Source organism: Solitalea agri (assembly GCF_023914155.1).
Taxonomy (GTDB): Bacteria; Bacteroidota; Bacteroidia; order Sphingobacteriales; family Sphingobacteriaceae; genus Solitalea; species Solitalea agri.
This window is the reverse complement of the sequence record NZ_JAMWYS010000024.1, coordinates 58610-82044: the sequence shown is the minus strand read 5'-3', so window position 1 is coordinate 82044 and position 23435 is coordinate 58610. Positions and strand designations below refer to the sequence as shown.

Sequence of the window (23435 nt, the reverse complement as noted above, 5' to 3'; positions counted from 1 at the left end):
CCGGAACTGAACTTTCCGGCGTTTTCAATTGTAAGTTAGAGTTTATATCCTCTTAAAAAGTCTTCTGTTGTCATTCTTTTCTTACCCTGCAATTGCAGTTCTAAAACATTAATATAACCATCGTCGGTGGTAAATTTCAGGAATTTCTTGCCGTCAGAAACAACTTCTCCAGGCGTTTTACCATGGTTTTCCAATTCCTTTTCAACCTTAAATATTTTCAACCCTAAACCGTTTAATTCAGTAAAAGCTGTTGGGTATGGGCTAAGCCCACGAATAAGGTTAAAAATCTTTTCAGTTGACTGATTCCAGTCAATCTTACAATCGTCTTTAAAAATCTTAGGTGCATGGCGTAAATCCGAAGGTTGAAGACCTAGCTCGGCAATAACATCATCCTGCGTTTTGGCAATCACCTCATTGTTTTCAATGGCTTTTACTGTTTTTAATACCAGTTCAGCGCCAATTTCCATCAATCTATCATGAATGGTCCCAGCATTATCCTGATCTGTTATTGGAGTATGAACGTTAAAAATAATATTGCCCGTGTCGATCTCGTGTTTTAAAAAGAAAGTAGTTACACCTGTTTCATGGTCACCGTTAATCACTGCCCAATTAATAGGTGCAGCGCCCCGGTATTGTGGCAATAGCGAACCGTGAAGGTTGAATGTCCCTTTAGATGGCATTGTCCAAACAACTTCAGGCAACATTCTAAACGCGACCACAATAAATAAATCTGCATTTAATGATTGCAGTTCGGCGATAAAGTCAGGGTTTCGCAGTTTTTCGGGCTGAAGTACTTTTATGCCTTTTTCGACAGCATATTTTTTCACAGCTGATTCTGATAGTTGCTGTCCCCGGCCAGCCGGCTTATCTGGTACAGTAACTACAGCAGCTACATCATAATTATTGCTTACTAAAATATCTAAGGAGGCCACTGCAAACTCAGGTGTGCCCATAAAAACGATCTTCATATTAAACTAAATGAGTTGCAAAGGTAAAGTTTAAGCACACACTTTATGTATCAATTAAGTATAATTCATTGTCGTTGTTAAGTATTATTACTTGTTTAATTAGTTGAATATTAGGTATTTATGCTTAATTATACGAATGGATGAATGTTAATTTTGGTATCTTTAAATTGATCGAAATCCAATTAATTAAAACCTAACACTCACAAATCAATATGAAAACTTCTAAAATTACACTCTCCGCCTTAGTTGTTACTTTGCTATTAACTTTCGGCTCTTGCAACAATAATGATGATAATCCAAACCCAAATCCGGGAAATACCTCTTGCGTTATTTCAAGTGAAACGGATGACGCGAATGTTAAACAGATAGATTATGAGTATGATTCGCAAAACCGTCCTGTAAAAATTCAGGAATATACGGGTGGTACCCCTGACGGTTATGAAAATATTGCCTACAGTGCCGGAAAGGTGGTAGTTACCAGTTATACCCAGGCTAATGTAAAAGAAAGTGAATTTACCTACACCCTTGACGGTAATAACCGAGCTACCAAGCTTGATGGAACCACTACGCAAGATGATGGTGGGTTTACCATGACCTCGATAATAAGTACAACTTTTCAGTACGATAGCGATGGGCATATTATTAAATCTGTAACGACAGGAACAGAAACCAGTACAGACCCACAAAATCCAGGGCCATTTAACTCTACAATTACTACCGATTTTACCTATACCAACGGAAACTTAACCACCATGAAAATGACAATTGAAGCTGAAGGCAGCCCGGTTCAGTTTGTTACCACCGATACCTATGAATATTACACCGATAAGAATGAAACCAGAAATATTGGCGACTTTTCCGAATTCTTTTTGGGAAAAGGAAGTAAGAATTTGATCAAAAAAGTAACATCAACATCTAGTGGTGTATCATCTGTGACAGATTATGTCTATGAGACCAATAGCGATAAGCAAATCACTAAGCAAACAACCACCAGCAACGGTGTATCCGATGTGACTAAATATGTCTATACCTGTAAATAGTGCAGTTTTTCATATCAAAAACGGAGCTTATGACTAAAGCTCCGTTTTTATTTCTGATTTATTCTGAATAAATTATTTTTCATAAAACTCCAGTGGTAAACCATCCGGGTCGCTAAAAAAAACAAACTGTTTTCCGGTTATTACATCCACCCTGATCTCTTCAACCTTGACACCTTTTTGCTCTAACTCTTCTTTTGCCGCTCTTACATCATCTACCTCAAAAGCCAAATGCCGTAGTCCACAGGCTTCCGGAAAAGAAGGACGTGGTGGTGGAGGATCTGGGAACGAGAATAGTTCAATAACATAATGGCCATTCAGCCCCAGGTCCAGTTTATAGGATTGGCGCTCTTCACGATAGGTTTCTTTAACGATTGATAAACCTAAAACCGAAGTATAAAAGTTTTTCGATCGTTCATAATCTGAACAAATGATGGCTATATGATGAACAGCTTTAAGTTTCGGCATTATTTATAAATCAAATATTTTTTACGCATCTGTTTGTAATTCGATAAAGCTGGTTCCCAACTTTTGCGAATCTCCGCTTCTGTTTTGCCTTCAATAATCTGTTTACGTAACTGGTCTGTGCCGGCAAGTTTGTCGATAAACAAGGTTTTTAAGAAAAATTTGTCTTTTTCAGGATAGGCCTTGTACATGTCTAAAAGCCACTGAAGATTTAAACGTTTAGTTTTAGTGAAGACAGAACAATCGAAGTTTCTTAGATCCACACCGTAACATACCTTGTTTTCTTGAGGCGGATTTTTGCTCATACCCGGAATGCTTTTAGGAATAAACGAAAAAGGTTGATTGCTCAACTCTGGAGCGCCAAATGCCTGAAATGGAAATAACGTTCCTCTGGCAAGGCTAATCTCAGTTCCCTCAAAAAAACAGATGCTTGGATATAAGTATATAGATTGATTATTCGGCAAATTCGGAGATGGCTTAATAGGTAAAGTGTATTGCTTCGAATGATTCCAGTTTTCCATTGAAATCACCTTTAATTTGCATTGCATGCCGTCTTTTAGCCATTTTTCGCCATTGATCATCTTCGCGTATTCGCCAATGGTCATTCCATGAACAACAGGAACAGGATGCATACCCACAAATGATTTAAACTTCGGATCGAGAATCGGCCCGTCAACGTAAAAGCCGTTGGGATTAGGGCGATCTAAAATCATCACTTCCACATTGTTCTCAGCGCAAGCCTCCATAACATAATGCAAAGTTGAAATGTAGGTATAGAATCGAACTCCAACATCCTGAATATCAAAAATGACCAGATCAACATCTTTCAGATCCTCGGGATAAGGTTTATAATGTTTGCCATAAAGTGAAACGATGTTCAGTCCGGTTTTTTTATCGATCGAATTATCTACTTTTTCGCCTGCATCTGCATCACCTCTGAATCCATGTTCTGGGGCAAAAACAGCCTTAATTTTAATACCGATAGACTGTAAGCTGTCAACAAGGTGTGTTGTGCCAATGGTTGATGTTTGGTTCACCACCATGGCAATCGTTTTATTTTTTAGATAGGGGACATAGCTGGCAGTGCGCTCAGCTCCGGTAATTATTTTTTGAGGTTTTTTTGATAATGGTATGACAAGTTGGCTGTAACCAATTGTTGAACAAAGTGTTAAGCAGAAAAAGAACAATAGAAAAACTCTTCTCATAAAGATTTAAATAATAGTTTGGTTTAAAATTGTTTGATCAGGGTATTCGATTTTTCGAAAAATCATACACCTTTGTAGCACCTCTAAAAATGCATAAAAATATTGAACACTGAACTGTTTATTGCAAAACGTATTTCTTCATCATCACAACGCACTTTTTCTAAAGTAATTGTGCAGGTTGCTATTACTGGTATTGCATTGGGGGTGGCCGTGATGATCGCTTCTTTTGCCATTGTTACCGGGTTTAAAGCCGAAATTCGTGATAAGATAATAGGTTTTGCCGGAGCTATTCAATTAGTTAAGTACGACTTAAGTACATCATTAGAAAATAATGCGATCAGGCTTAATGATAAAGCCAGGCAATCAATAAAAAATACTCCTGAAATTACCCATGTTCAATCATTCGCTACCAAAACTGGTATTATTTCAACGAATGGAGAGATTGAAGGGGTTGTTTTAAAAGGCGTTGGAACTGATTTTAACTGGAAGTTTTATGCTGATAAAATGGTGGAGGGGAATATGCTTAGGCTCAACAACGACAGTATTACCAATGAGGTATTATTATCTAAGTTTACCGCTGATAGATTGAAGGTGAAAACTGGTGATAATATCCTGATGTATTTTGTGCAGGAACCATTAAGAAGAAGGAAATTCAAGATCGCCGGCATTTTTGATTTGGGTATTGAAGAGCTCGACAAAATGTATGTGTTGGGAGATATAAAAGTAGTGCAGCGCCTAAACGACTGGAAGAATGGCGAAGTGGGAGGGTATGAACTGGCAGTTAATGACTACAGGAAAATAGATTCGCTTTCAAAGTATATTTTTGAAAATGCTGGCGAAGACCTGGCTGCTTATTCAGCACGGGAACGTTTTCCGGCCATATTCGATTGGTTAGCACTTCTGGATGTAAATGCCATCGTTATTTTGGTATTAATGCTGCTTGTTGCCGGAATAAATATGATTTCGGCCTTGTTGATACTTATCCTGGAGCGTACCAACATGATCGGCCTACTAAAGGCGCTTGGTTATACAAGTTGGGGTATTCGCAAAATATTTCTTTACAAAGCCTCTTACCTTATTCTTCGTGGAATGCTGATAGGTAATGTATTAGGCATTGGATTCTGCCTGATTCAACAAAAGTTCCGCGTTATTTCCCTCGATCAGCAATCCTATTATATGAAGTTTGTGCCGGTTGAAATTAACTGGGTTACGGTTGGGGTGTTGAATATCGGAACACTGATCGTTTGCATGTTGATGCTTTTAGTACCATCAATGCTCATTACCCGCATTACCCCTGTTAAGGCATTGCGTTTTAAGTAATAATTGGGGAGCTAGTATTCAAATTAATGCACAATTTGTGGAACCTTTACTACAAAGTTGTCGTAATAGGAAGATAAGCTTTCCTTGATTATGAGTAGGTCTGGACTTCTTTTTTTTCTGCTGCTATTTTCTGTTACCGCTTTTGGACAACAAAATGTCATTTTCTCTGGGAAATTTGAGAACACAAAACCAGGAGCGTTCCTGATTATTAACAGGGTTGGCTATTTAGGGCAGGAAGGCATTCTTGACAGTATTTGCCTGCATGATGATGGTTCATTTGAAGATACCATTCGAAATGTGAAGGATGGTCGAATGCTCTTGCTAAGTATCAGCAACGAAACCAGTTGGCTGAACACAAATATTAAAGGATTCATTTTTCCCTATTATAGTCTTTACCTAACTGGTGATGTTAAGAAAGGTCTTCTTAATACCCTGCAGTATTACAATTGCGGATCTATTGTCAATAATTTTATAATCGAAAGAGAAAGAAAGTTTCCGTTTAGTGAAAGGGATTTTACAATCATCAAGCCTTTGGAAAACCGGCAACTGGACTACCTCTCTTTGAATAAAAACATCAACAAATACAACAAGGGCTTTACTCAAAGTGTGCTTTTGTATGAGGGTGAATTTACCGATACTGTTACTGCTTATTTTTCCGCCAAAAGAAAGTTTGCTGTTCAATCTCTTCGAACTATTGATGTGGATGGCGACTATTCTGTAAGGTTTTTTGAGGCATTGGATGGAGTAAGTAATCAATACTCTGAAGCCTTGTCATTGCTTAAGTATCCTTCACAAAATATTCTGATCACACATGAGTTAGGCCTGCCTTGGTCGGATGTTAACGTCCATTTTTACCGTCAGTTTGAACCTATAGCAACTAACCAGTTTGATGTTTACCTTATGATTGACAGCTATCGTAAGTTTTTTAGAGAATATATTAATCTACGTGCTGGTGATTTCGATGAGGTACTTAATATTAATCCTAAAATGGCCTCCTATACCGAGCTATTTGATCTGGCAAAAAAAGAATACACCAAAGGCGTCAGAGAGAATGTGCTGGCTACCATTATTCTGGAAAAAATTGATGATTATAATAAGACTGGCGAAGGTCCCGAAGAGATTGATAGTTTGTTAAGCAAATTTAAAGAGCTTGACCCCGAAAAGGTAATATTAAGCCAGGTTGAAAGTTATTATCAAAAACTGAAAGAGAAACCTTCTGTTGGTAAATGATATTAAAAAGGCACCTTTTAGGTGCCTTTCGTTTTTATTGTAAATAGGTTTTTAACCACTCATGTACCTGCTGATAAAAGAACTTGCTGTTTTCGCCTTTTAAGATCCAGTGATTCTCTTCGGGGAAAACGATTAGTTTCGAAGGTACTTTCATACGTTGTAATACCGACCAGTTTTCAAGCGAGTTATTCAGTGGTACGCGGAAGTCTTGTTCTCCCACAGTTACCAAAATAGGTGTTTTAAAATGGGCAGCGTAACGAATCGGGTTTTGTGATTTCCATACTTCGTTTTGTGACCACGGAGGGCCTCCGGCTCCAATTTCTCGATGATAAATAGCATCACTTGTGCCCCACTGAGATTCGCTATTTACCAAACCGGCATGGCTGATCAGGCATTTATAGTGTGTTGTTGTTGCCTCGAGCCAGTTAGCTAAATGACCTCCATAACTAGCGCCTCCCGCGGCCTGGCGAGTCCCGTCAATAAACGAATAGTTTTGAACAGCATAGGCAGCTGCCTCGTTAATTTCATCGCCGGGTCCTTTAAACGGATCACCGTCAATTTCTTGTCCGAATTTCTCACCAAAACCTGTTGAACCGGTATAATTAGTCAGCAACAATACATACCCTGGTTGCGCAAGCAAATGATAGTTCCAACGGTAGCCAAAATTATCCATCCAGGCACTTGCAGGGCCACCATGAATAACTACAAACAATGGATACTTTTTAGCCGCATCGAATCCTGCCGGCAAAATCATCAGGCTGTGAATCTTTTTACCTCTGCTGCTGGTAATCCAAACGGTTTTAATTTCAGGCATATCCAAGTTCGCCACTTTAGCTGTGTTGAAAAAGCTCAGCTGTTGGTGTGCCGTGCCTTTTAAGGGCACTTTAACAATTTCGGCCGGCATTGATGCATTTTCATATGAAGCAACCACTACAGTTTCTTTGCCTTCCGTAGAAATACTTAAACCATTATAACAGCCTCGTGGGTTGTTTATAAGTAAGTTTACCTTGCCTCCATTTGAAGAAACAGTAAATAGTTTTTGCTGACCCTGATCTTCTGCATTTAGATAAATTGTTTTTCCATCGCCTGATACTTCAAATGAACTTACCGGATTATCAAGGTTTGAAGTGATTGATGTAAAACCCTGCATTGATGGCCAGTTGTATCGGGCAATACGTGGCAGGTTATATACTTTACCACTGGTAGTTATTGAGTTGGTGTAAATGCAATAAAGGTATTTTCCATCCGGACTGAAGGTAGGATTGCTTACTTCGTCTTTTGAGCTTGTCAATTGAGTGGGTTCGCCTCCGGTTGTGTTGATTTTATAAAAGTTCGAATAAACATCTTCATAAGCAGCTCCGTTTTGGTTGGTGGTCGCTGCAAACACAATAGCATTGCCATCAGGTGTCCATTGAGCTGAACCTCCAAAGTTAAATCCAGGTGACTTAATAAACTGGGTTCCGGCTAAAAGGTCCTTGGCTTTTGCATCGGTGTCAGTCGATTGTATAAACAAGTGAGTTTGTTTGTCATCAACCCATTGGTCCCAGTTCCGAACTGGAAACGAAGTATAAACCCTTGCCTTGTATTTAAGCTTTTTCTTATCGTCCGCTATCTTTTTGTTTGCCGAGTCGGTTAATGCTTCGGCATAAACCTTACTGGTAAATAATAATTGCTTTCCATTAGGGCTCCAGTTTGGTGATGATGCTCCTGTTGTTAAACTGGTGAAACGTTGTGCTTCTCCACCTTCCTTTATATTGATAATATAGATCTGGGCTACCTCATCTCCATCACGCTTTGCTGTAAAAGCGATCTTACTGCCATCAGGACTCCAAACATAGCCCGATTCGCCTCCTTTGCTAGAAGTGAGTTTGCGTGGCTTAGCGCTGGCATCAGATGGAACGATCCACAGGTCTGACGATTGGTCCTTTTCATCGTAAGCGGCATCTGTAACATTGAATACGACCCATTTCCCATTCGGGCTAACAATAGGGGCTCCCACCCGTTTCATCAGCCAAAGGTCTTCATGGGTAATGGCTTTTTTAGTTTGGGCATAGCCAAAGCTTGCACAAACCAGTAATGCAATTACAAGTAATCCTTTCTTCATATAATTTTTCTTTGTGTTGAAGAGCGCAAAATAAAAAAGAGGTGCTTTTTAAATGAGCACCCCTTTGTAACAACTTTAGTCATTCTTAATAATATCATTATAAATCAACCTTTTTCTTTCCTTCAGCCGACTCCTTAATGAACTTGATCAAGCCATTCAGGTAAACTTTCTGATCATCATACATGCACATATGTCCCCCGTTAGGGCATAATAAAAAGCTGCCGTTTTGTACTTGGGTCGACATCCATTTCATGTGATCAGGATCCATTGTATCATATTTGGCTCCGATAACCAGTGTTGGCACCGTTAGCGTTTTAAGTTCAGCCTTTCTGTCCCAATTTATTAGTTTGCCTGAAGCGCCAAACTCACTCGGACCTTGCATGGTTACGTATAATGAACGATTCATTTTACCAAATGATCTGTTCATGGGCTCCGGCCATTTATCTAGTGGAATGCGACAGATGTGAACGGCATAAAAATTTGGCATCAGCAATTCCATGTATTTAGGATCTTCAAAAGCGCCTTTTTCTTCAAGTGCTTTAATAGAATCTAAAACTTTTGGATCCATTTGCTTTGATAGCACATTTTCGGCATATTTTACATAATCAGGAATACTCGACATCATATTCGAAATCACCAATCCTTTTAAGTTTTGCTGATATTTCAGGGCGTATTCCATAGCCAAAATTCCTCCCCATGAATGGCCAAGCAAGTAAAAGTTATCCTTATTAAGATTCAAAGCTGTTCTTACTTGTTCAACTTCCTCAACATATCTTGGTAAATCCCACATGCTTGTATCATTTGGATTATCCGAATTTCCACAGCCTAATTGGTCATAATAAATAAACTCGATACCCTCTTTAGGGAAGAAGCTTTCGAAACATTCAAAATATTCATGGGTTGCGCCAGGGCCGCCATTTAAGAGTAGAACTTTGATCTTTGGATTGTTGCCAATGGTTTTCGTCCAGATATTGAACTTGCCTTTAGGGGTTTGGATAGGAATGATTTTTACACCGCCGGTTTGTACTCCTGTATCTGCATTGTTGAAATAGTTATTATTAGCAGTTTCCAGAATTTCAGTATTACTTTTATTTCCATTGCAGGAAATAATGAAAATAGCGGTACAGGCAAGTAGAATTAGAATAGAAAGTCTAATTATTTTCATAAGATACAGGCATTGATTTGCTTAAAGATAACGGTTTTCAACTACCAGTCAATACCTATAAATGTGAATAGCGGTTATTCGCCGAAGACTTTTTTAGCCGGCTGCTTTCATAATTAATTCCCTTACTTTGTCGGTCATAGGAATCTGCAAAGTGGCTTGTACTGCTTTGGGTGTCATTTTACGGATGGTTTTCTGCAGAATCTCGACAATTTTTTCGTCCTCATGTTCAGCAGCAAAATGGTCGAGGTAATAGTGAACAAAAACAAGGCAGATGACATCTTCCAAAAGCTGCGTATCCGGATTTTGTGCTAATTGTTTTTTCTGCAAAAGAAACTTAACCTTTTCAATCGTTTCATTATCGAAGCCACAATCGGTCAATAGCTTTGCTGCAATTGTTGCATGGTGGGTATATAATTGGGTTCTCCACATTAAATATCCTTTTCGATCCATTGGAAAGCTATTTCTTGGGCTTTCCCAACGGCCGATGTGCTGGCAACGGGCGGCTAATTGAACATAATCGGGAGCATTAGGTTCGTATTTGTTTAATTGCTCAGTCATTCGAATTGCATAAAGAACTTCCTTTGGGTATTCCTTACCTTCAAAAGTTTCTTTATTCGGATCGTTAGCATTATAAGCATCGAAAGCAGCAAATGCCTGTGTAAGTTTTTCAGGTGAAGTCATAGTGGTTAATAATAGGTTGAATTCGCTAAGCTAATATTACAATTTCTTAGCTTCATTCCAATACACATCCATTTCGGCAAGCGACATATCTTTCAGGTTTTGCCCGTTTTCTCTTGCTTTGCTTTCGAGGTATTGAAAGCGTTTAATGAATTTTTTGTTAGTTTTTTCCAATGCATCTTCGGCATTAATATCCAAAAAGCGGGCATAGTTGATCAATGAAAATAAGAGGTCTCCAAATTCAGCTTCGGCTTTTTCTTTGTCGATGGGTTTATCTTCATTAAACTCAGCCCTGAATTCGGCCATTTCTTCCTCTACCTTTTCCCAAACCTGATGCTTTTCTTCCCAATCGAAACCAACACCTCGTGCCTTTTCCTGAATACGAGATGCTTTCACCAATGCAGGTAATGAAACAGGTACACCTTCTAAAACTGATTTATTACCTTCTTTAAGCTTAAGTTGTTCCCAGTTACGTTTCACTTCGGCTTCATCTTGTACAGTAACGTCTCCATAAATATGGGGATGACGAGAAATGATTTTGTCGCAAATTCCGTTTAAAACATCGGTAATGGTAAAATCATTGGTTTCGGAAGCAATCTTAGCGTAAAAAACCAGGTGCAACATAATATCACCCAATTCTTTCTTTACCTCTTCCATGTCCTTGTCTAAAATGGCATCAGCCAATTCATAAACCTCTTCAATGGTTAAATGGCGCAAGCTTTCATGTGTTTGTTTCATATCCCAGGGGCAACCGGCACGAAGGTCGTCCATAATAGTAAGTAATCGTTGGAAAGCATCCTGTGGGTTATGAGTAGTGATTTTGCGATCGTCGAGCATAGAATAAGGTTAAAAGAAAAGTTAGAAGTACAAAGTAAGAAGTATAAAGTAAGAAGTGCAATTTTAGATTGGGGGATTTTGGATTTTAAAGTGCGATTTTGGAATGGGTGATTTTAGATTTAAGACTGACTGTGAAACTTAGTACAACTCTATGGTTAATAAAGTACAAAGTAAGAAGGACAAAGTACATTTTAGAATAGGTGATTTTAGATTTTAGAAATGCAAAGTGGAGGTTGGTAAATTAAAAAGTACAAAGTAAGAAGTACAAAGTACAAGTTTTGAATGGGGATTTCAGATGTAAGAGTGACTGTGAAACTTAGTGCAACTCTGTGGTTAAATAAATTTTAGAATGGGGATTTTAGATTTTAGAAATGCAAAGTGGAGGTTGGTAAATTAAAAAGTACAAAGTAAGAAGTACAAAGTACAAGTTTTGAATGGGGATTTCAGATGTAAGAGTGACTGTGAAACTTAGTGCAACTCTGTGATTAAATAAATTTTAGAATGGTGGTTTTAGATTTTAGAAGAAAGCTGGGAGACTAACGTTGAATTTCCGTGTTACTCCGTGATTAAATAAACTTTAGAGTGAGGGATTTTAGATTTTAGAAATAGTAGCTCGGTGGTTCGTTTTTTTTTACTTCTAAAATCGTAAATCAAAAATCTAACTTCCGTCTATTCTTCCGGATCAGCTAAGTGATAGCTTCCGTTTTCACGAGGAATATCTCTGATGTCATCAAAGCAAAAGTATTGGCCCTGAAAATAGAACACCGGTAATTGAAGTAATAATTGATGAAAAAAACGGCTGTTTTCAATTTCAAAAGGGGACTTTTCCATGCTAGTTTATGATGCTTGATTTAATAATACAAATATAAATAGTTTGATATTTTTTCAAAATTTTATTTTATAGTTTTTTAAAAATGCAAACTATTGTTTTTTATTATATCATAATTGCAAACTATTGAGATTTTGACTGTTGTCCGCATAAGCATAATTTTGCAAAGCGATTAAAAATCTTTAAGCGGACCTGTGTTTATAATCATCTTATAATCATGCTTTCTTTTTATGAACTAACCGATACGGAATGCCTTGATTTTGAAGGGGCAATGGAGATTTATATTGAAGCCTTTCCGGCACATGAACGCCCTTCAATTGCTATTATCAAAGACAGGATTAATTCGGGTGCCGAACGTTTGATAATTGGCAAACAAGATGATAAAGTAGGCCTAATGGCTTTGCTGTGGAAGCTTGCCAGCACAAGGTTTATTTTGCTTGATTTTTTGGCAACTGCCGCTCCTTTCAGAGGCACGGGCATTGGTGGCAATTTCATGGAATTTATTATGAATTGGACTACATCTCAAAATGAAAACCTGTTGTTTGAAGTAGAACACCCTGATTTTGGTGAAAACACGGAACAACGACTTAAAAGAATCAGGTTCTACGAAAAATATGGGGCCAACACTATCAAAGATGTGATTTATTATCTTCCTGATTTAGAGGGTGGAGAGCCAAAAGAAATGCTGATCATGACCATTCCTGCCATTGATTTAGATCTCAAAGAATTAAAGCAGGTAGTAAAGGCAATTTATCAACAACTGTATAGTCTTGGTGAGGGGGATGAACCGTTTAGGAAGTTTATATTGAGTTTAGAGTTGGGATTTTAGAGTTAAATAAAGTACAAAGTACAAAGTACAAAGTACAAAGTACAAAGTACAAAGTACAAAGTACATGAACCTAGACACGGAAATTGGTATATTGATTTTCATCTCTACCATGGAAAACAATATCGATTTAAAATTGAGAACCAAGAAATTTGGTTTAAGGGTGATTAAGTTGGTCAACTATTTACCTAATACAATGGCTGCTAAAGCCTTAGGTAATCAATTATTGAGATCTGCTACATCCGTTGGGGCTAATTACAGAGCTGCCTGTCGGGCAAAATCAACAAAGGACTTTATTAATAAGTTGAAAATTGTGGAGGAAGAAAGTGATGAATGTCAATTTTGGTTAGAGCTTTTGGAAGAATCGGAAATTGTAAAACCTCAATTAATAGGAAACCTAAAGAAAGAAGCATCCGAACTCACCGCTATATTCGTTACGGCGATAAATTCAGCTAAAAGAAACATGGATAAGGTAAGAAATACAAAGTAAGAAGTACAAAGTAATAAGTACACGGCCCTTAAACTGAGATAGTCAAAACTTAATCTGACAGTTACGATAAGTTAATAACTTAAAAGTAACTTAAGATTATGACAACTCAAGAGAAGATTATCAAAAACAAGTTGGGCATACTAGAACTTGCTCAGCATTTAGGTAATGTATCGCAAGCCTGTAAAGTGATGGGTTATTCCCGCGATAGCTTTTATCGATTCAAAGAGTTATATGAACAAGGTGGTGAATTGGCACTTCAGGAAATCTCCCGAAGAAAGCCTGTATTAAAAAATCGCGTTGAAGAACACATCGAGCAGGCCGTAGTAAAAATGGCTATAGACCAACCCGCCTTGGGCCAGTTGCGGGTGTCGAATGAATTAAGAAAGCAGACGATTATTATTTCACCGGGTGGAGTTAGAAGTATTTGGTTACGGCATGATTTGCAAACGTTTAAGCTGCGCTTAAAAGCTTTGGAAGCCAAATCTGCTCAAGAAGGCCTTGTCTTAACAGAAGCACAACTGGTAGCCCTGGAGAAAGCCAAGGAAGAGAAAAAAGCACATGGAGAGATTGAAACCTTTCATCCTGGCTATTTAGGCGCCCAAGACACCTATTATGTAGGCAATATTAAAGGTGTGGGCCATATCTATCAACAAACGTTTATCGACACCTATGCTAAAGTAGCCTTTACCAAATTATATGATCGTAAAAATGCACTGGTGGCGGCAGAACTGTTAAACGATCAGGTAGTGCCTTTCTATGAGCAACATGATTTACGATTACTTCGAATACTTACTGACCGGGGCACCGAGTATTGTGGAGTGAGGGAACAGCATGAATATCAACTTTATTTAGCAATTGAGGATATCGATCATAGTAAGACTAAAGCCAAAAGCCCTCAGACCAATGGTATTTGCGAACGTTTTCACCGTACAATTCAAGACGAGTTCTATGCAATTGCATTTCGAAAGAAGGTCTATCGGAGTATTCAGGAATTACAACTAGACTTGGATAGATGGATGTTGGAATACAACACCAACCGAACTCACAGTGGAAAATACTGCTTTGGAAAAACGCCATTGCAAACGTTTATTGACAGCGTACCACTAGCCAAGGAAAAACTATTGGAACAGTTGAACCAAGACCAGTTTTCGGCTTATGCGACCTTAAGCAACAATGGGGAGCGTAAGCCGGAAACTGCGTCGGGTGATTTTGATGATTATTAGTTATATTAAAAGATTCAATCTGACAATTTTTATAACCGGTCAACTGTCAGATCAAGTAGTGGCTATTACACTTAAACCACTTTTAACTTCGTACTTTTAAACTCTAACTTTTCTTAGCTCTCAGCATTTCCCTTTTTCCTGCTGCTCCTTTAGGTTTTTCGATGGTAAAGCCCAATGATTTTAAAATGCGTTTCAGGTTGCCGGTGATACTATAGGTGACAAATAATCCGCCTGGTTTTAAAAAAGAGGTAACGTACGCAATTGTTTCAGCCGACCACATTTCGGGTTGGATAAGAGGCGCAAAAGCATCGTAATAAATGATATCAAAATGGGTGTTAGGTTGTGCTTCCATTACCTTTTTTTGTTCCATTTGCAGTGTTACAAAATCTGAAATTCGGATGCTATTGCCGGTAATTAATTGTTGATAGTTGTTTACATACGATTGCCATAGGTGTTGATTTGAAATTTGCTTGTCGAACTCAATTTGCTGAATAATTTCTGGTTTAACTGGGTAGGCCTCAACTCCCACATAATTTAACTTTAGGTTGTGTTGTTCGCAGTAATCAGCAGTTACCAAAAAGTTTAAACCAGTGCCAAAGCCAACTTCCAGGATGCTCACTTCAGTCATTTCATTCATCCATAAGAGATACATAAGTCCAGTTTCTAAGAAAACATGCTTGGCTTCCTGTAATGCCCCGTTTACCGAATGGTAGGTTTGCATCAAGTCTTGTTGTAATAGGGTGTAACTGCCATCGGCGGTCTTTAAGAGCTGAACATTGCTAAACTTCATGGAAATGAATTGAATTATCCTGCGAAATTAAGGCAAAAAAAGTTGACTGACCACCTGCCAATGAATATGATAAGGTTTATTATTTTTAACCCATGGATAAGATGAAACTTTCGATTAGAGAGCTTACAATAAATGATATTGAGCTGATTGTTAATTACTGGACAATGGCTAAGGATGAGTATCTGGTTGGAATGGGAGTGGAGGTTAATAAGTTGCCAACTAAAGAGCAATGGGTTGAAATGCTGTCGGAACAGTTGAATCAAAGTTTTCAAGAGAAGAAATCTTATTGTTTGATCTGGGAGGTAGATGGAAAACCTGTAGGCCACTCGAATGTGAACAAAATTGTTTTTGGAGAGGAGGCATATATGCATCTTCATTTTTGGGATGTTGCTAACCGCACGATAGGTGCTGGTACAGAATTGGTGAAATTGGGGCTCCCTTATTTTTTTCAAAATCTTCAACTGAAAAATTTGTATTGCGAACCATATGCTTTGAATCAAGCTCCGAATAAAACATTAAAAAAGGTCGGCTTCAAATTTGAGAAGGAATACATTACAGTACCAGGGTTTATCAATTTCGAACAGCCGGTAAATAGGTGGGTACTGAGTCGGGAGGAGTTTGAAAGCCTTACCTCCCTTTCCCAATAATTTATATGGTATTTATGAATTTGAGCAATGAGCAAAAGAAGTTTTTAGAATCCAATCAAATTCCGATTTCAATGGTATTTGATGGAACAGAGCATAATTTGAATGAATGTAAATTGGAAATGAAGTCTCTGGATAAATATTTTCTACTGGGTACAAAATGTAAAAATGGACATTTCTTAAGAACAAGGTCTGGGCACTGTATTCAGTGTGATACATCAAGAATAGCTTACTATAAAAGACATTACATGGATGCACATGTTTATATAGCTATATCTCAAATTTCCAAACTTCTAAAAGTTGGGTTTGCTAAGAATATTGTTAAAAGAGAGAAATCTTTAAATGATACTGAATACGGTGGAATGAAGGATTGGAAAATTGTTCATTATGTAAGTGTTGGAAATGCGGGTCGATTAGAAGTTGAGTTACATAAAAAATTAGCTAATTATTCATGTAATGAATACTCATATTATAAATCTGGTAAGAAACAGGTTTGTTATGAACTGTTTCAATGTGAAAGAAATATAGCAGAAGATGCATTGGATTCAATAGTTTTAACTTGGGGAGATTATTTTCCAAATAGTATATTTAAAACTGTTCCTGTTAGTGGAAAAAATAAAATAGCCAAAGGGGAAACAAATACAAGTAGTAATAAAGTTGATAAATCTCAAGTTGAAGAATTTCCAAATGTTATAAAAGAAAAGTCAAAAGTTATGGCTTTAGGAGAAGAAAGGGCTTTTAGGAGAAAAGTCAATCTTCTTTCTATATTAATTACAGTTGTGGTTTATTCTTTATTTTTTGGATTACTGATATATTTTGAAAAGATTGTCCATTTCTTACAAGACAGGTATAAATAATTATTTATAGGATGAATTTCCTATTTTTGCGCTTCATTTTTAATAATCTCCGTATTTACAAATAATGTCAATATCAAAAACATACAATCCACGCGAAACTGAAGATAAGTGGTACAGCTACTGGTTAGAGAAGAAGTTTTTTAAATCTGTTCCTGATGAGCGTGAGCCTTATACCATTGTAATTCCTCCACCTAACGTTACCGGGGTATTGCACATGGGGCACATGCTGAACAATACCATTCAGGATGTGTTGGTGCGCAGAGCTCGTATGCAAAATAAAAATGCCTGCTGGGTTCCGGGTACCGATCATGCTTCCATTGCTACCGAAGCGAAAGTGGTTGCTATGTTAAAAGAACAAGGCATAAACAAAAAGGACCTTTCTCGTGAAGAGTTTTTGAAATATGCTTGGGAATGGAAAGAGAAATACGGAGGTATTATCCTCGACCAATTGAAGAAACTGGGTGCTTCATGTGACTGGGACCGTACAAGTTTTACGATGGATGCTCCTTTATCAGAAGCAGTTATTGATACATTCATTCATTTATACAAAAAAGGATGGGTATATCGTGGTGTACGCATGGTGAACTGGGATCCGCAAGGCAAAACTGCCGTATCTGACGAAGAGGTAATCCGTAAAGAAGTAAATCAGAAGCTATATTATATCAAATACAAAGTTTCGGGCGAAGATGGTTATGTAATGATTGCCACTACTCGTCCTGAAACGATTATGGCCGATACGGCTGTTTGTATCAACCCTAACGATGAGCGCTTTAACCACTTACATGGTAAAAAAGTGTTTGTACCATTGATCAATCGTGAAATTCCGATCATTTTAGATGAATACGTTGATATGGAGTTTGGGACAGGCTGTTTGAAAGTAACCCCAGCTCACGATTTGAACGATTATGAGCTAGGAGTAAAACATAAGCTTCCTGTTATTGATATTTTAAATGATGACGGAACACTCAATGAAAAAGCCGAAATTTTAATAGGAGAAGACCGTTTCATTGCTCGTAAGAAAATTTCCAAACAACTTGAAGAAGCCGGTCAGTTGGAGAAAGTGGAAGATTACAAAAGTCAGGTAGGTTTCTCGGAGCGTACTGATGCTGTAATTGAGCCTAAACTTTCATTACAATGGTTTTGTAAAATGAGCGAGTTGGCTCAGCCTGCTCTTGAAGTGGTATTAAATGGCGAGGTTCAATTAATTCCTGATAAGTTCATCAATACTTATCGTCATTGGATGGAGAACGTTAAGGATTGGTGTATCTCTCGCCAGTTATGGTGGGGACAACGTATTCCGGCCTGGTATAATGAAAACGGAGAATTCGTAGTAGCTAAAACGCTTGAAGAAGCTGTTGAGGAATTCAAAAAAGCCAATCAATCAATTGCGGGTATTGCTCAGGATGAAGACGTGGTGGATACTTGGTTCTCATCATGGTTATGGCCAATTTCGGTATTTGACCCTTCAGTGTTTGGTAACCCAGAAAGTGCCGGTAATGCCGACCTTCAATATTATTACCCAACCAATGACTTAGTTACGGCGCCAGAAATCTTATTCTTCTGGGTTGCTCGTATGATCATGGCCGGAAAAGAGTTTAAAGGAGAAGTTCCTTTCAAAAACGTTTACTTAACGGGTATCGTTCGCGATAAACTGGGTCGTAAAATGTCTAAATCATTAGGTAATTCACCTGATCCTTTAGATTTAATTGAGAAATACGGAGCTGATGGAGTGCGTGTAGGCATGTTGTTATCATCGCCAGCAGGTAATGATTTGATGTTCGACGAAGCTTATTGTGAGCAAGGAAGAAATTTTGCCAATAAAATATGGAACGCTTTCCGTTTGGTAAAAGGCTGGGAAATCAAAGAAGGTGGTGATGACAATAATGAAATTGCCATTGCATGGTTCGAAAACAAGTTCAATGCTTCACTGGCTGAAATTGAAGAGCATTTTAATGCTTTCCGTTTATCAGATGCATTGATGAGTACCTATAAATTGGTTTGGGATGATTTCTGCGCATGGTATCTGGAAATGATCAAGCCAGTTTACGGACAGCCTATTGATCGGGAGACCTACGATGCGACAATTGAAATTTTTGAGCGCATCTTAAAGCTGGTTCATCCGTTTATGCCATTCTTGTCGGAAGAGTTATGGCACGAGATCGCTGAACGTTCTGAAATGGACTGTATTATTGTTTCGCATTATCCTAAATCAGTTCCTACTGATGCAAAAGCTTTGAAATCAATGGATGCTGTATTAAACGTGATTTCGCAAATGCGTAATATTCGTAACTCAAAACAGATAAGTCCTAAAGAAGCATTACCACTGGCAATTAAGATAAACAGTGACATTCATTATCAATCGTATACAAGTTTAATTACCAAAATGGCCAATGCGTCATCTGTTGATTTTGTTACTGAAAAAGTAGCGGGAACAGGATTCCATGTTGGGACCGATGAATTCTTCGTTGACTTAGGTTCAAATATTGATGTGGATGCTGAACGCGAGCGCATAACCAAAGAAATTGATTACCTGAAAGGGTTCTTAAAATCAGTAGATACTAAATTAAACAATGAGCGTTTTGTACAAAATGCAAAACCAGAGATCATACAAAACGAACGCAATAAAAAGGCCGACGCTGAAGCCAAAATGAAGGCTTTGGAAGAGAGTCTTGCTACATTAGCATAAGTATAAATAATCTTATCAAAAAAGGTCCTTGAACAATTCAAGGACCTTTTAATTTAACTATAGTTATTTCCCACCTTTCGAAAAACTCTGGATTTAGCTTATAATGAAGCTCGCACTTCAGAAGGCATGGTTTTCTTCAGCGTTCTTACTTCATTCATATCACCATCAGCCATTCGTAACATTACGTAGCCTTTAGCGTTTTCCAAATTTACCATCCATACATTTGCACCCCCTTGTTTCACATTAATAGCTCTGATAACAGAATAGGCTTTGTATTGACCTTTTACTTGTGATAATAGGTCAGAAGGGAGGTTTTTTTCAAATCCATAAATGATATGGTAAATCATTTGTCCCTTTTTGGTATATAAAACATGATTTCTTAGATCTTCAGTCATAAAATTTACCAGGTAGCGATTTCCGGATTCATACCATTTTACATGGCTCACGTTTTTAAATGAGTTTTCAAAAGAAGAAGTAACCTTTGTGTTTGAAATGTTGCTTTTAGCACTTTCGGTAACAGTAATTTCAGGAAGTTGTACCTGAGCTAAAGCAGTTCCCGCCGTAAAAAGTGTAAATACACAACCGGCAGCTAGAGAGATAAATTCCTTTTTCATGATTTAGTAGTTTTAGTGTTGTAAACAATTGCCTAATAATTTTTAAGCACTGTTGTCGTTTAGTTTGGTTATTCAAATAGTTTGTTTTGATAAGGATAAATTTATGTAGATGGCTGTTGTTCAGTTGTTTATTTATGTATCAAACTGATGGTGAGTATTGTATCAAAAAGGTGTGTTTGTATTAATGGGGCTACAATAATTCGTTGAAAATTTTACATGATTTTGGCTGATAACTTCACCCAAGCCTGATATAAGTAGAATGTTTGGTGGTGTCTCTTCATTCCCATTAAAACAGTTGTTTTATTTGGTAAAACGTAAAGCTTTTATTTACATCTTTATTGTTACCTTTTATCAAGTTTAAAACTGAAAGCCATGAACAAATATTTTTTTATTCTCTCAACAGCATTGATCTTAGCAGGATGCCAGTCGAATCAAAAGGAAAAAGCGGCAGAAAAAGCAGCCGACAGCATAGCAGCGGCAGCGGATTCGCTCGATGTAGATTCTTCAGATGCAACCATTTCAAACACTGGAAAGACTTTATTAGCCACTTATTCAGGGGTGTTACCTTGCGCCGATTGTGAGGGGATTAAAACAGAATTAGAACTATTTCAGGATAATACCTATGCATTAAAAGAAACTTATTTAGGTAAGGGCGATGGAAAGAAGTTTATATCAACCGGTAATTATAATACTGAAAAGGGATTCGAAATAGATAGAGATGCTTCCTTGTATGTTATTGATTACGATAAGCAAGGCAATGAGCGTTATTTCGTTCAGTTTTCCAATAAAGGTAATGAGTTAACAATGCTCGACCGAGAGCGAAAAATTATCAAATCAAACTTGAACTATACACTTCATAAACAATAAAAAAGCCGGGATAACCCGGCTTCTCATTATATTAAGGTTTGATTATTGGCTTTAGGTTTTCGAGTACAGGTACCTTTACAGCTTTTATAGTGGTTGAAGGTACATCGTTCAATTCAACAATGGTAATCTCGTTTTCACCTTTTTTAAGCCAGCAACCCGGTACGTACAAGGTCTGTTGTGGTCCAACATTCCAATATCGGCCCAAATGATGACCATTCACAAACACAATTCCTTTACCCCAGTTTTCCATATCTAAAAAGGTATCGCCAGTTTCATTGAGGGTAAATTTACCCTGTAATACTTGAGGTTGTGTTTTAGCAGGAGCGGCTTTTAGTTTGGCGAACTCTTTTTCACTTTCAAGAGGCATTTTATACATTTTCCACTTGCCGGTAATTTCGGTTCCATTAATCAACACAGGACTGATAATGCCTTTGTTATTTTCAGTGATCTTCGCTCCGTAGTTAATGCGTCCAAAGTTTTCTACTAAAATGTCAACCGTTGCATTAAACGGAACATCGATCTCGCAAGAGTAGTTTTTATAGTAGCGGTTTAGTTCGGCTACTTTTTCGCCGTTCACATAAACTAAAGCGTAATCTCTTAACCCATTTAGTTCAAGTTTACCCGAAATAGGTTGGTTAAACTTGCGACTGTACAGCACGAAACCATGGCCCTGGTTAAGCTGCTCAAATGTTAAAGGTTTATCATTTGACACAGGTTCAATCGAGTTCATTAAGTCGAGTAAAGCAAATGACTTACTTAGCTTAATCTCCGGAATTTCAATTACCGGATTTTGAGCAGGTATTTCCGGAATTTTATAGCTGACATTTTTCTTCAGAAGCTCACGCAATGCCGTGTATTTAGGTGTAACCCAGCCAGCCTCACTAATCGGGGCGTCGTAATCATAGCTGGTCATATCAGGCTGAATGTCGTGGTTCTTATCATAATTGGCACCCGAGGTATATCCGAAGTTAGTACCGCCATGAACCATGTAATAGTTGAAAGAGACTTTATTGTTAAGATATTTTTCAGTTTGGGCAACCACATCTTCGGTTGCAACCTTTGGAAATGGCTCTGCCCAATGATCTAACCAACCTGGATAAAACTCGGCCACCATATATGGGCCTTTGTTACCATTATATTGGTTAACCACCGATTTTAGCTTTTCTACATCATCCTCACCATTGGCGGTTGGTAAACAGTTTTCAATAGAGCCACCTTCAAACAGCCAGCTGCCATCAGATGTAAATAATGGAACATCAAAACCTGCATCAAGTAATTGTTTTTTAATGGCTGCGCTATAAACCTTGTGCTCAGCCAGCGGAATATCTTTGCGTTGAGCAACATAGGATCCGAATTCATTTTCTGCTTGAACCATAATAATTGGTCCGCCTTTAGTAATTTGAAGACCTTTTACTTCGGCTGCTAAATGCTTTATATATTCGTTACAAGCTGCTAAAAACTTCGGATTGTTTCTTCGAACCTCCAAGCCTTCAACATTCTGTAAAAACCATGGGTAACCACCATACTCCCATTCTGCACAAGCATATGGTCCCGGACGAAGAATAACCATTAAACCTTCCTCTCCGGCAATTTTTATGAATTCAGAAATGTTTCTGTTTTCTGTTTTAAAGTCCCAAACACCAGGAGCAACCTCGTGGTAATTCCAAAATACATAAGAGGCAACGGCATTTAAGCCCATTGCTTTCATCATTTTTAACCGGTGACGCCAATATTCATGAGGTACTCGTGCAAAATGCATTTCACCCGAATGTATTTGAATTGGTTTTCCATCGTAAACAAATTCACCCTGTTCAATTTTAAAAGTATGCTTAGGTTTTTGAGCAAACAACTGCATACAAATCACAGAGAATAATAACGTTAATAAGACCTTCTTCATCACCTGTTTTCTGATTATTTCGCCGAATATAGGTCTTATTTATCAACGGATTACCCGGTTTACAAACGCAAACGGTTGCGCAATTTTTACTAAAAAGAAATAGCTGTCAGTTTATTGACAGCTATTTCAACAATTAACCAAATAAGTATTTACAGGCTAGTTTTTCTTTGCAGGAGCAGCTTGATTGGCTTTGTAGCGCATATCAGGAGTTCCATCTTTCTTTTTAGGTCCTGTTGTTTTTGCAGCATCCTGATTGGCTTTATAACGCATATCAGGAGTTCCGTCTTTTTTTACCGGTGCAGCAGCTGAAGCGGTAGCTTTAGGTGTCTCGGTAGCCTTTTTTACTGTTTTTGTTTCCGCAGCAACAGGCTTGCTTACTGTTTTTTTTGCTTCTGTTGAATTTTTCTTAGCAGTGGCAGTTGAAGCAGTGGCTGTAGCTTTAGATGTCTCGGTGGCTTTTTTGGTCTCCGCAGCTACAGATTTGCTTGCTGTGTTTTTTGCTTCTGTTGAAGTTTTCTTAGCAGTAGCAGTTGTTGCTTTAGCATCTTTTTTAGCTGCAGTAGCAGGTGCGGTTTGGGCAAAGCTCAACGATGTACCCACTAATAAAGCTGCGGTAAATAATAATAGCTTTTTCATAATTGTTATTTTTTGTTACCACTAATATGTAAATACAAAATGAAGTAATGATGAAGATTTTTAATTA

Annotated in this window: 22 protein-coding genes; 10 read left to right on the top strand and 12 right to left on the bottom strand. The window is 37.9% G+C overall.

From position 1 onward, the window contains the following. Positions 1-35: 35 nt before the first annotated feature. The gene (gene fmt / locus NF867_RS05000; RefSeq protein WP_252586502.1) at positions 36-968 is read right to left on the bottom strand and encodes a methionyl-tRNA formyltransferase; all 933 of its coding nucleotides are present in this window, start codon (positions 966-968) and stop codon (positions 36-38) included. A gap of 212 nt (positions 969-1180) precedes the next feature. On the opposite strand from fmt, the gene NF867_RS04995 reads away from it, so the two are divergent. After that, positions 1181-2008, top strand: coding sequence for a hypothetical protein (locus tag NF867_RS04995; RefSeq protein WP_252586501.1), 828 nt, complete (start codon positions 1181-1183; stop codon positions 2006-2008). A gap of 72 nt (positions 2009-2080) precedes the next feature. Here the strand turns inward: NF867_RS04995 and gloA2 are convergent, their stop codons facing one another. Together gloA2 and NF867_RS04985 are read right to left on the bottom strand one after the other, a co-directional pair. Further along, positions 2081-2473, bottom strand: a complete 393-nt coding sequence (gene gloA2 / locus NF867_RS04990) for an SMU1112c/YaeR family gloxylase I-like metalloprotein (RefSeq protein ID WP_252586500.1) — start codon at positions 2471-2473, stop codon at positions 2081-2083. Further along, the gene (locus NF867_RS04985) at positions 2473-3675 is read right to left on the bottom strand and encodes an exo-beta-N-acetylmuramidase NamZ family protein (RefSeq protein WP_252586499.1); all 1203 of its coding nucleotides are present in this window, start codon (positions 3673-3675) and stop codon (positions 2473-2475) included. Before NF867_RS04985 ends, gloA2 begins: the two co-directional genes overlap by 1 nt. A gap of 102 nt (positions 3676-3777) precedes the next feature. On the opposite strand from NF867_RS04985, the gene NF867_RS04980 reads away from it, so the two are divergent. Together NF867_RS04980 and NF867_RS04975 are read left to right on the top strand one after the other, a co-directional pair. After that, positions 3778-4995: an ABC transporter permease gene (locus NF867_RS04980; protein WP_252586498.1), complete on the top strand. Its 1218-nt coding sequence runs from the start codon at positions 3778-3780 to the stop codon at positions 4993-4995. Between the two features lie 90 nt (positions 4996-5085). Continuing rightward, positions 5086-6225, top strand: a complete 1140-nt coding sequence (locus NF867_RS04975; protein ID WP_252586497.1) for a hypothetical protein — start codon at positions 5086-5088, stop codon at positions 6223-6225. A 34-nt stretch (positions 6226-6259) separates the two neighbouring features. Here the strand turns inward: NF867_RS04975 and NF867_RS04970 are convergent, their stop codons facing one another. From NF867_RS04970 to NF867_RS04950, 5 genes are all read right to left on the bottom strand, one after another. Then, complete coding sequence (locus tag NF867_RS04970; protein WP_252586496.1) at positions 6260-8329, bottom strand: S9 family peptidase; 2070 nt, start codon at positions 8327-8329, stop codon at positions 6260-6262. Positions 8330-8426: 97 nt separating this feature from the next. Continuing rightward, positions 8427-9494, bottom strand: a complete 1068-nt coding sequence (locus NF867_RS04965) for a proline iminopeptidase-family hydrolase (RefSeq protein ID WP_252586495.1) — start codon at positions 9492-9494, stop codon at positions 8427-8429. Positions 9495-9587: 93 nt separating this feature from the next. After that, positions 9588-10175, bottom strand: coding sequence for a DUF4202 domain-containing protein (locus NF867_RS04960; protein WP_252586494.1), 588 nt, complete (start codon positions 10173-10175; stop codon positions 9588-9590). 36 nt (positions 10176-10211) lie between these two features. After that, positions 10212-11009 (bottom strand): nucleoside triphosphate pyrophosphohydrolase, encoded by a 798-nt coding sequence (gene mazG, locus NF867_RS04955; RefSeq protein ID WP_252586493.1) that lies wholly within the window; start codon positions 11007-11009, stop codon positions 10212-10214. Positions 11010-11678: 669 nt separating this feature from the next. Beyond that, the gene (locus NF867_RS04950; RefSeq protein WP_252586492.1) at positions 11679-11840 is read right to left on the bottom strand and encodes a hypothetical protein; all 162 of its coding nucleotides are present in this window, start codon (positions 11838-11840) and stop codon (positions 11679-11681) included. A 215-nt stretch (positions 11841-12055) separates the two neighbouring features. Between NF867_RS04950 and NF867_RS04945 the strand changes: the two genes are divergently transcribed. The 3 genes from NF867_RS04945 (at position 12056) to NF867_RS04935 (ending at position 14377) form a co-directional block, all read left to right on the top strand. Then, positions 12056-12667: an N-acetyltransferase gene (locus NF867_RS04945; protein ID WP_252586491.1), complete on the top strand. Its 612-nt coding sequence runs from the start codon at positions 12056-12058 to the stop codon at positions 12665-12667. A gap of 64 nt (positions 12668-12731) precedes the next feature. Next, positions 12732-13154, top strand: a complete 423-nt coding sequence (locus tag NF867_RS04940) for a four helix bundle protein (protein ID WP_252586490.1) — start codon at positions 12732-12734, stop codon at positions 13152-13154. A gap of 98 nt (positions 13155-13252) precedes the next feature. Then, complete coding sequence (locus NF867_RS04935; RefSeq protein ID WP_252586489.1) at positions 13253-14377, top strand: IS481 family transposase; 1125 nt, start codon at positions 13253-13255, stop codon at positions 14375-14377. A 103-nt stretch (positions 14378-14480) separates the two neighbouring features. Here the strand turns inward: NF867_RS04935 and mnmC2 are convergent, their stop codons facing one another. Further along, positions 14481-15167 carry a tRNA (5-methylaminomethyl-2-thiouridine)(34)-methyltransferase MnmC2 gene (mnmC2, locus tag NF867_RS04930; RefSeq protein ID WP_252586488.1) on the bottom strand — a complete coding sequence of 229 codons (687 nt, stop codon included), beginning with the start codon at positions 15165-15167 and terminating at the stop codon, positions 14481-14483. 101 nt (positions 15168-15268) lie between these two features. On the opposite strand from mnmC2, the gene NF867_RS04925 reads away from it, so the two are divergent. The 3 genes from NF867_RS04925 (at position 15269) to NF867_RS04915 (ending at position 19354) form a co-directional block, all read left to right on the top strand. After that, positions 15269-15814 carry a GNAT family N-acetyltransferase gene (locus NF867_RS04925; protein ID WP_252586487.1) on the top strand — a complete coding sequence of 182 codons (546 nt, stop codon included), beginning with the start codon at positions 15269-15271 and terminating at the stop codon, positions 15812-15814. A gap of 14 nt (positions 15815-15828) precedes the next feature. After that, positions 15829-16668, top strand: coding sequence for a GIY-YIG nuclease family protein (locus NF867_RS04920; RefSeq protein WP_252586486.1), 840 nt, complete (start codon positions 15829-15831; stop codon positions 16666-16668). A gap of 64 nt (positions 16669-16732) precedes the next feature. Next, positions 16733-19354, top strand: a complete 2622-nt coding sequence (locus NF867_RS04915) for a valine--tRNA ligase (RefSeq protein ID WP_252586485.1) — start codon at positions 16733-16735, stop codon at positions 19352-19354. Positions 19355-19452: 98 nt separating this feature from the next. On the opposite strand, the gene NF867_RS04910 is transcribed toward NF867_RS04915, so the two are convergent. Further along, a complete protein-coding gene (locus NF867_RS04910) occupies positions 19453-19968 on the bottom strand; it encodes a hypothetical protein (RefSeq protein ID WP_252586484.1) in 516 nt (171 codons plus the stop codon). Between the two features lie 372 nt (positions 19969-20340). Between NF867_RS04910 and NF867_RS04905 the strand changes: the two genes are divergently transcribed. Continuing rightward, the gene (locus NF867_RS04905; protein WP_252586483.1) at positions 20341-20835 is read left to right on the top strand and encodes a copper resistance protein NlpE; all 495 of its coding nucleotides are present in this window, start codon (positions 20341-20343) and stop codon (positions 20833-20835) included. 31 nt (positions 20836-20866) lie between these two features. On the opposite strand, the gene NF867_RS04900 is transcribed toward NF867_RS04905, so the two are convergent. Both NF867_RS04900 and NF867_RS04895 read right to left on the bottom strand, forming a co-directional pair. Continuing rightward, the gene (locus NF867_RS04900; protein WP_252586482.1) at positions 20867-22732 is read right to left on the bottom strand and encodes a glycoside hydrolase family 35 protein; all 1866 of its coding nucleotides are present in this window, start codon (positions 22730-22732) and stop codon (positions 20867-20869) included. A 156-nt stretch (positions 22733-22888) separates the two neighbouring features. After that, the gene (locus tag NF867_RS04895; protein WP_252586481.1) at positions 22889-23368 is read right to left on the bottom strand and encodes a hypothetical protein; all 480 of its coding nucleotides are present in this window, start codon (positions 23366-23368) and stop codon (positions 22889-22891) included. Positions 23369-23435: the final 67 nt, after the last annotated feature.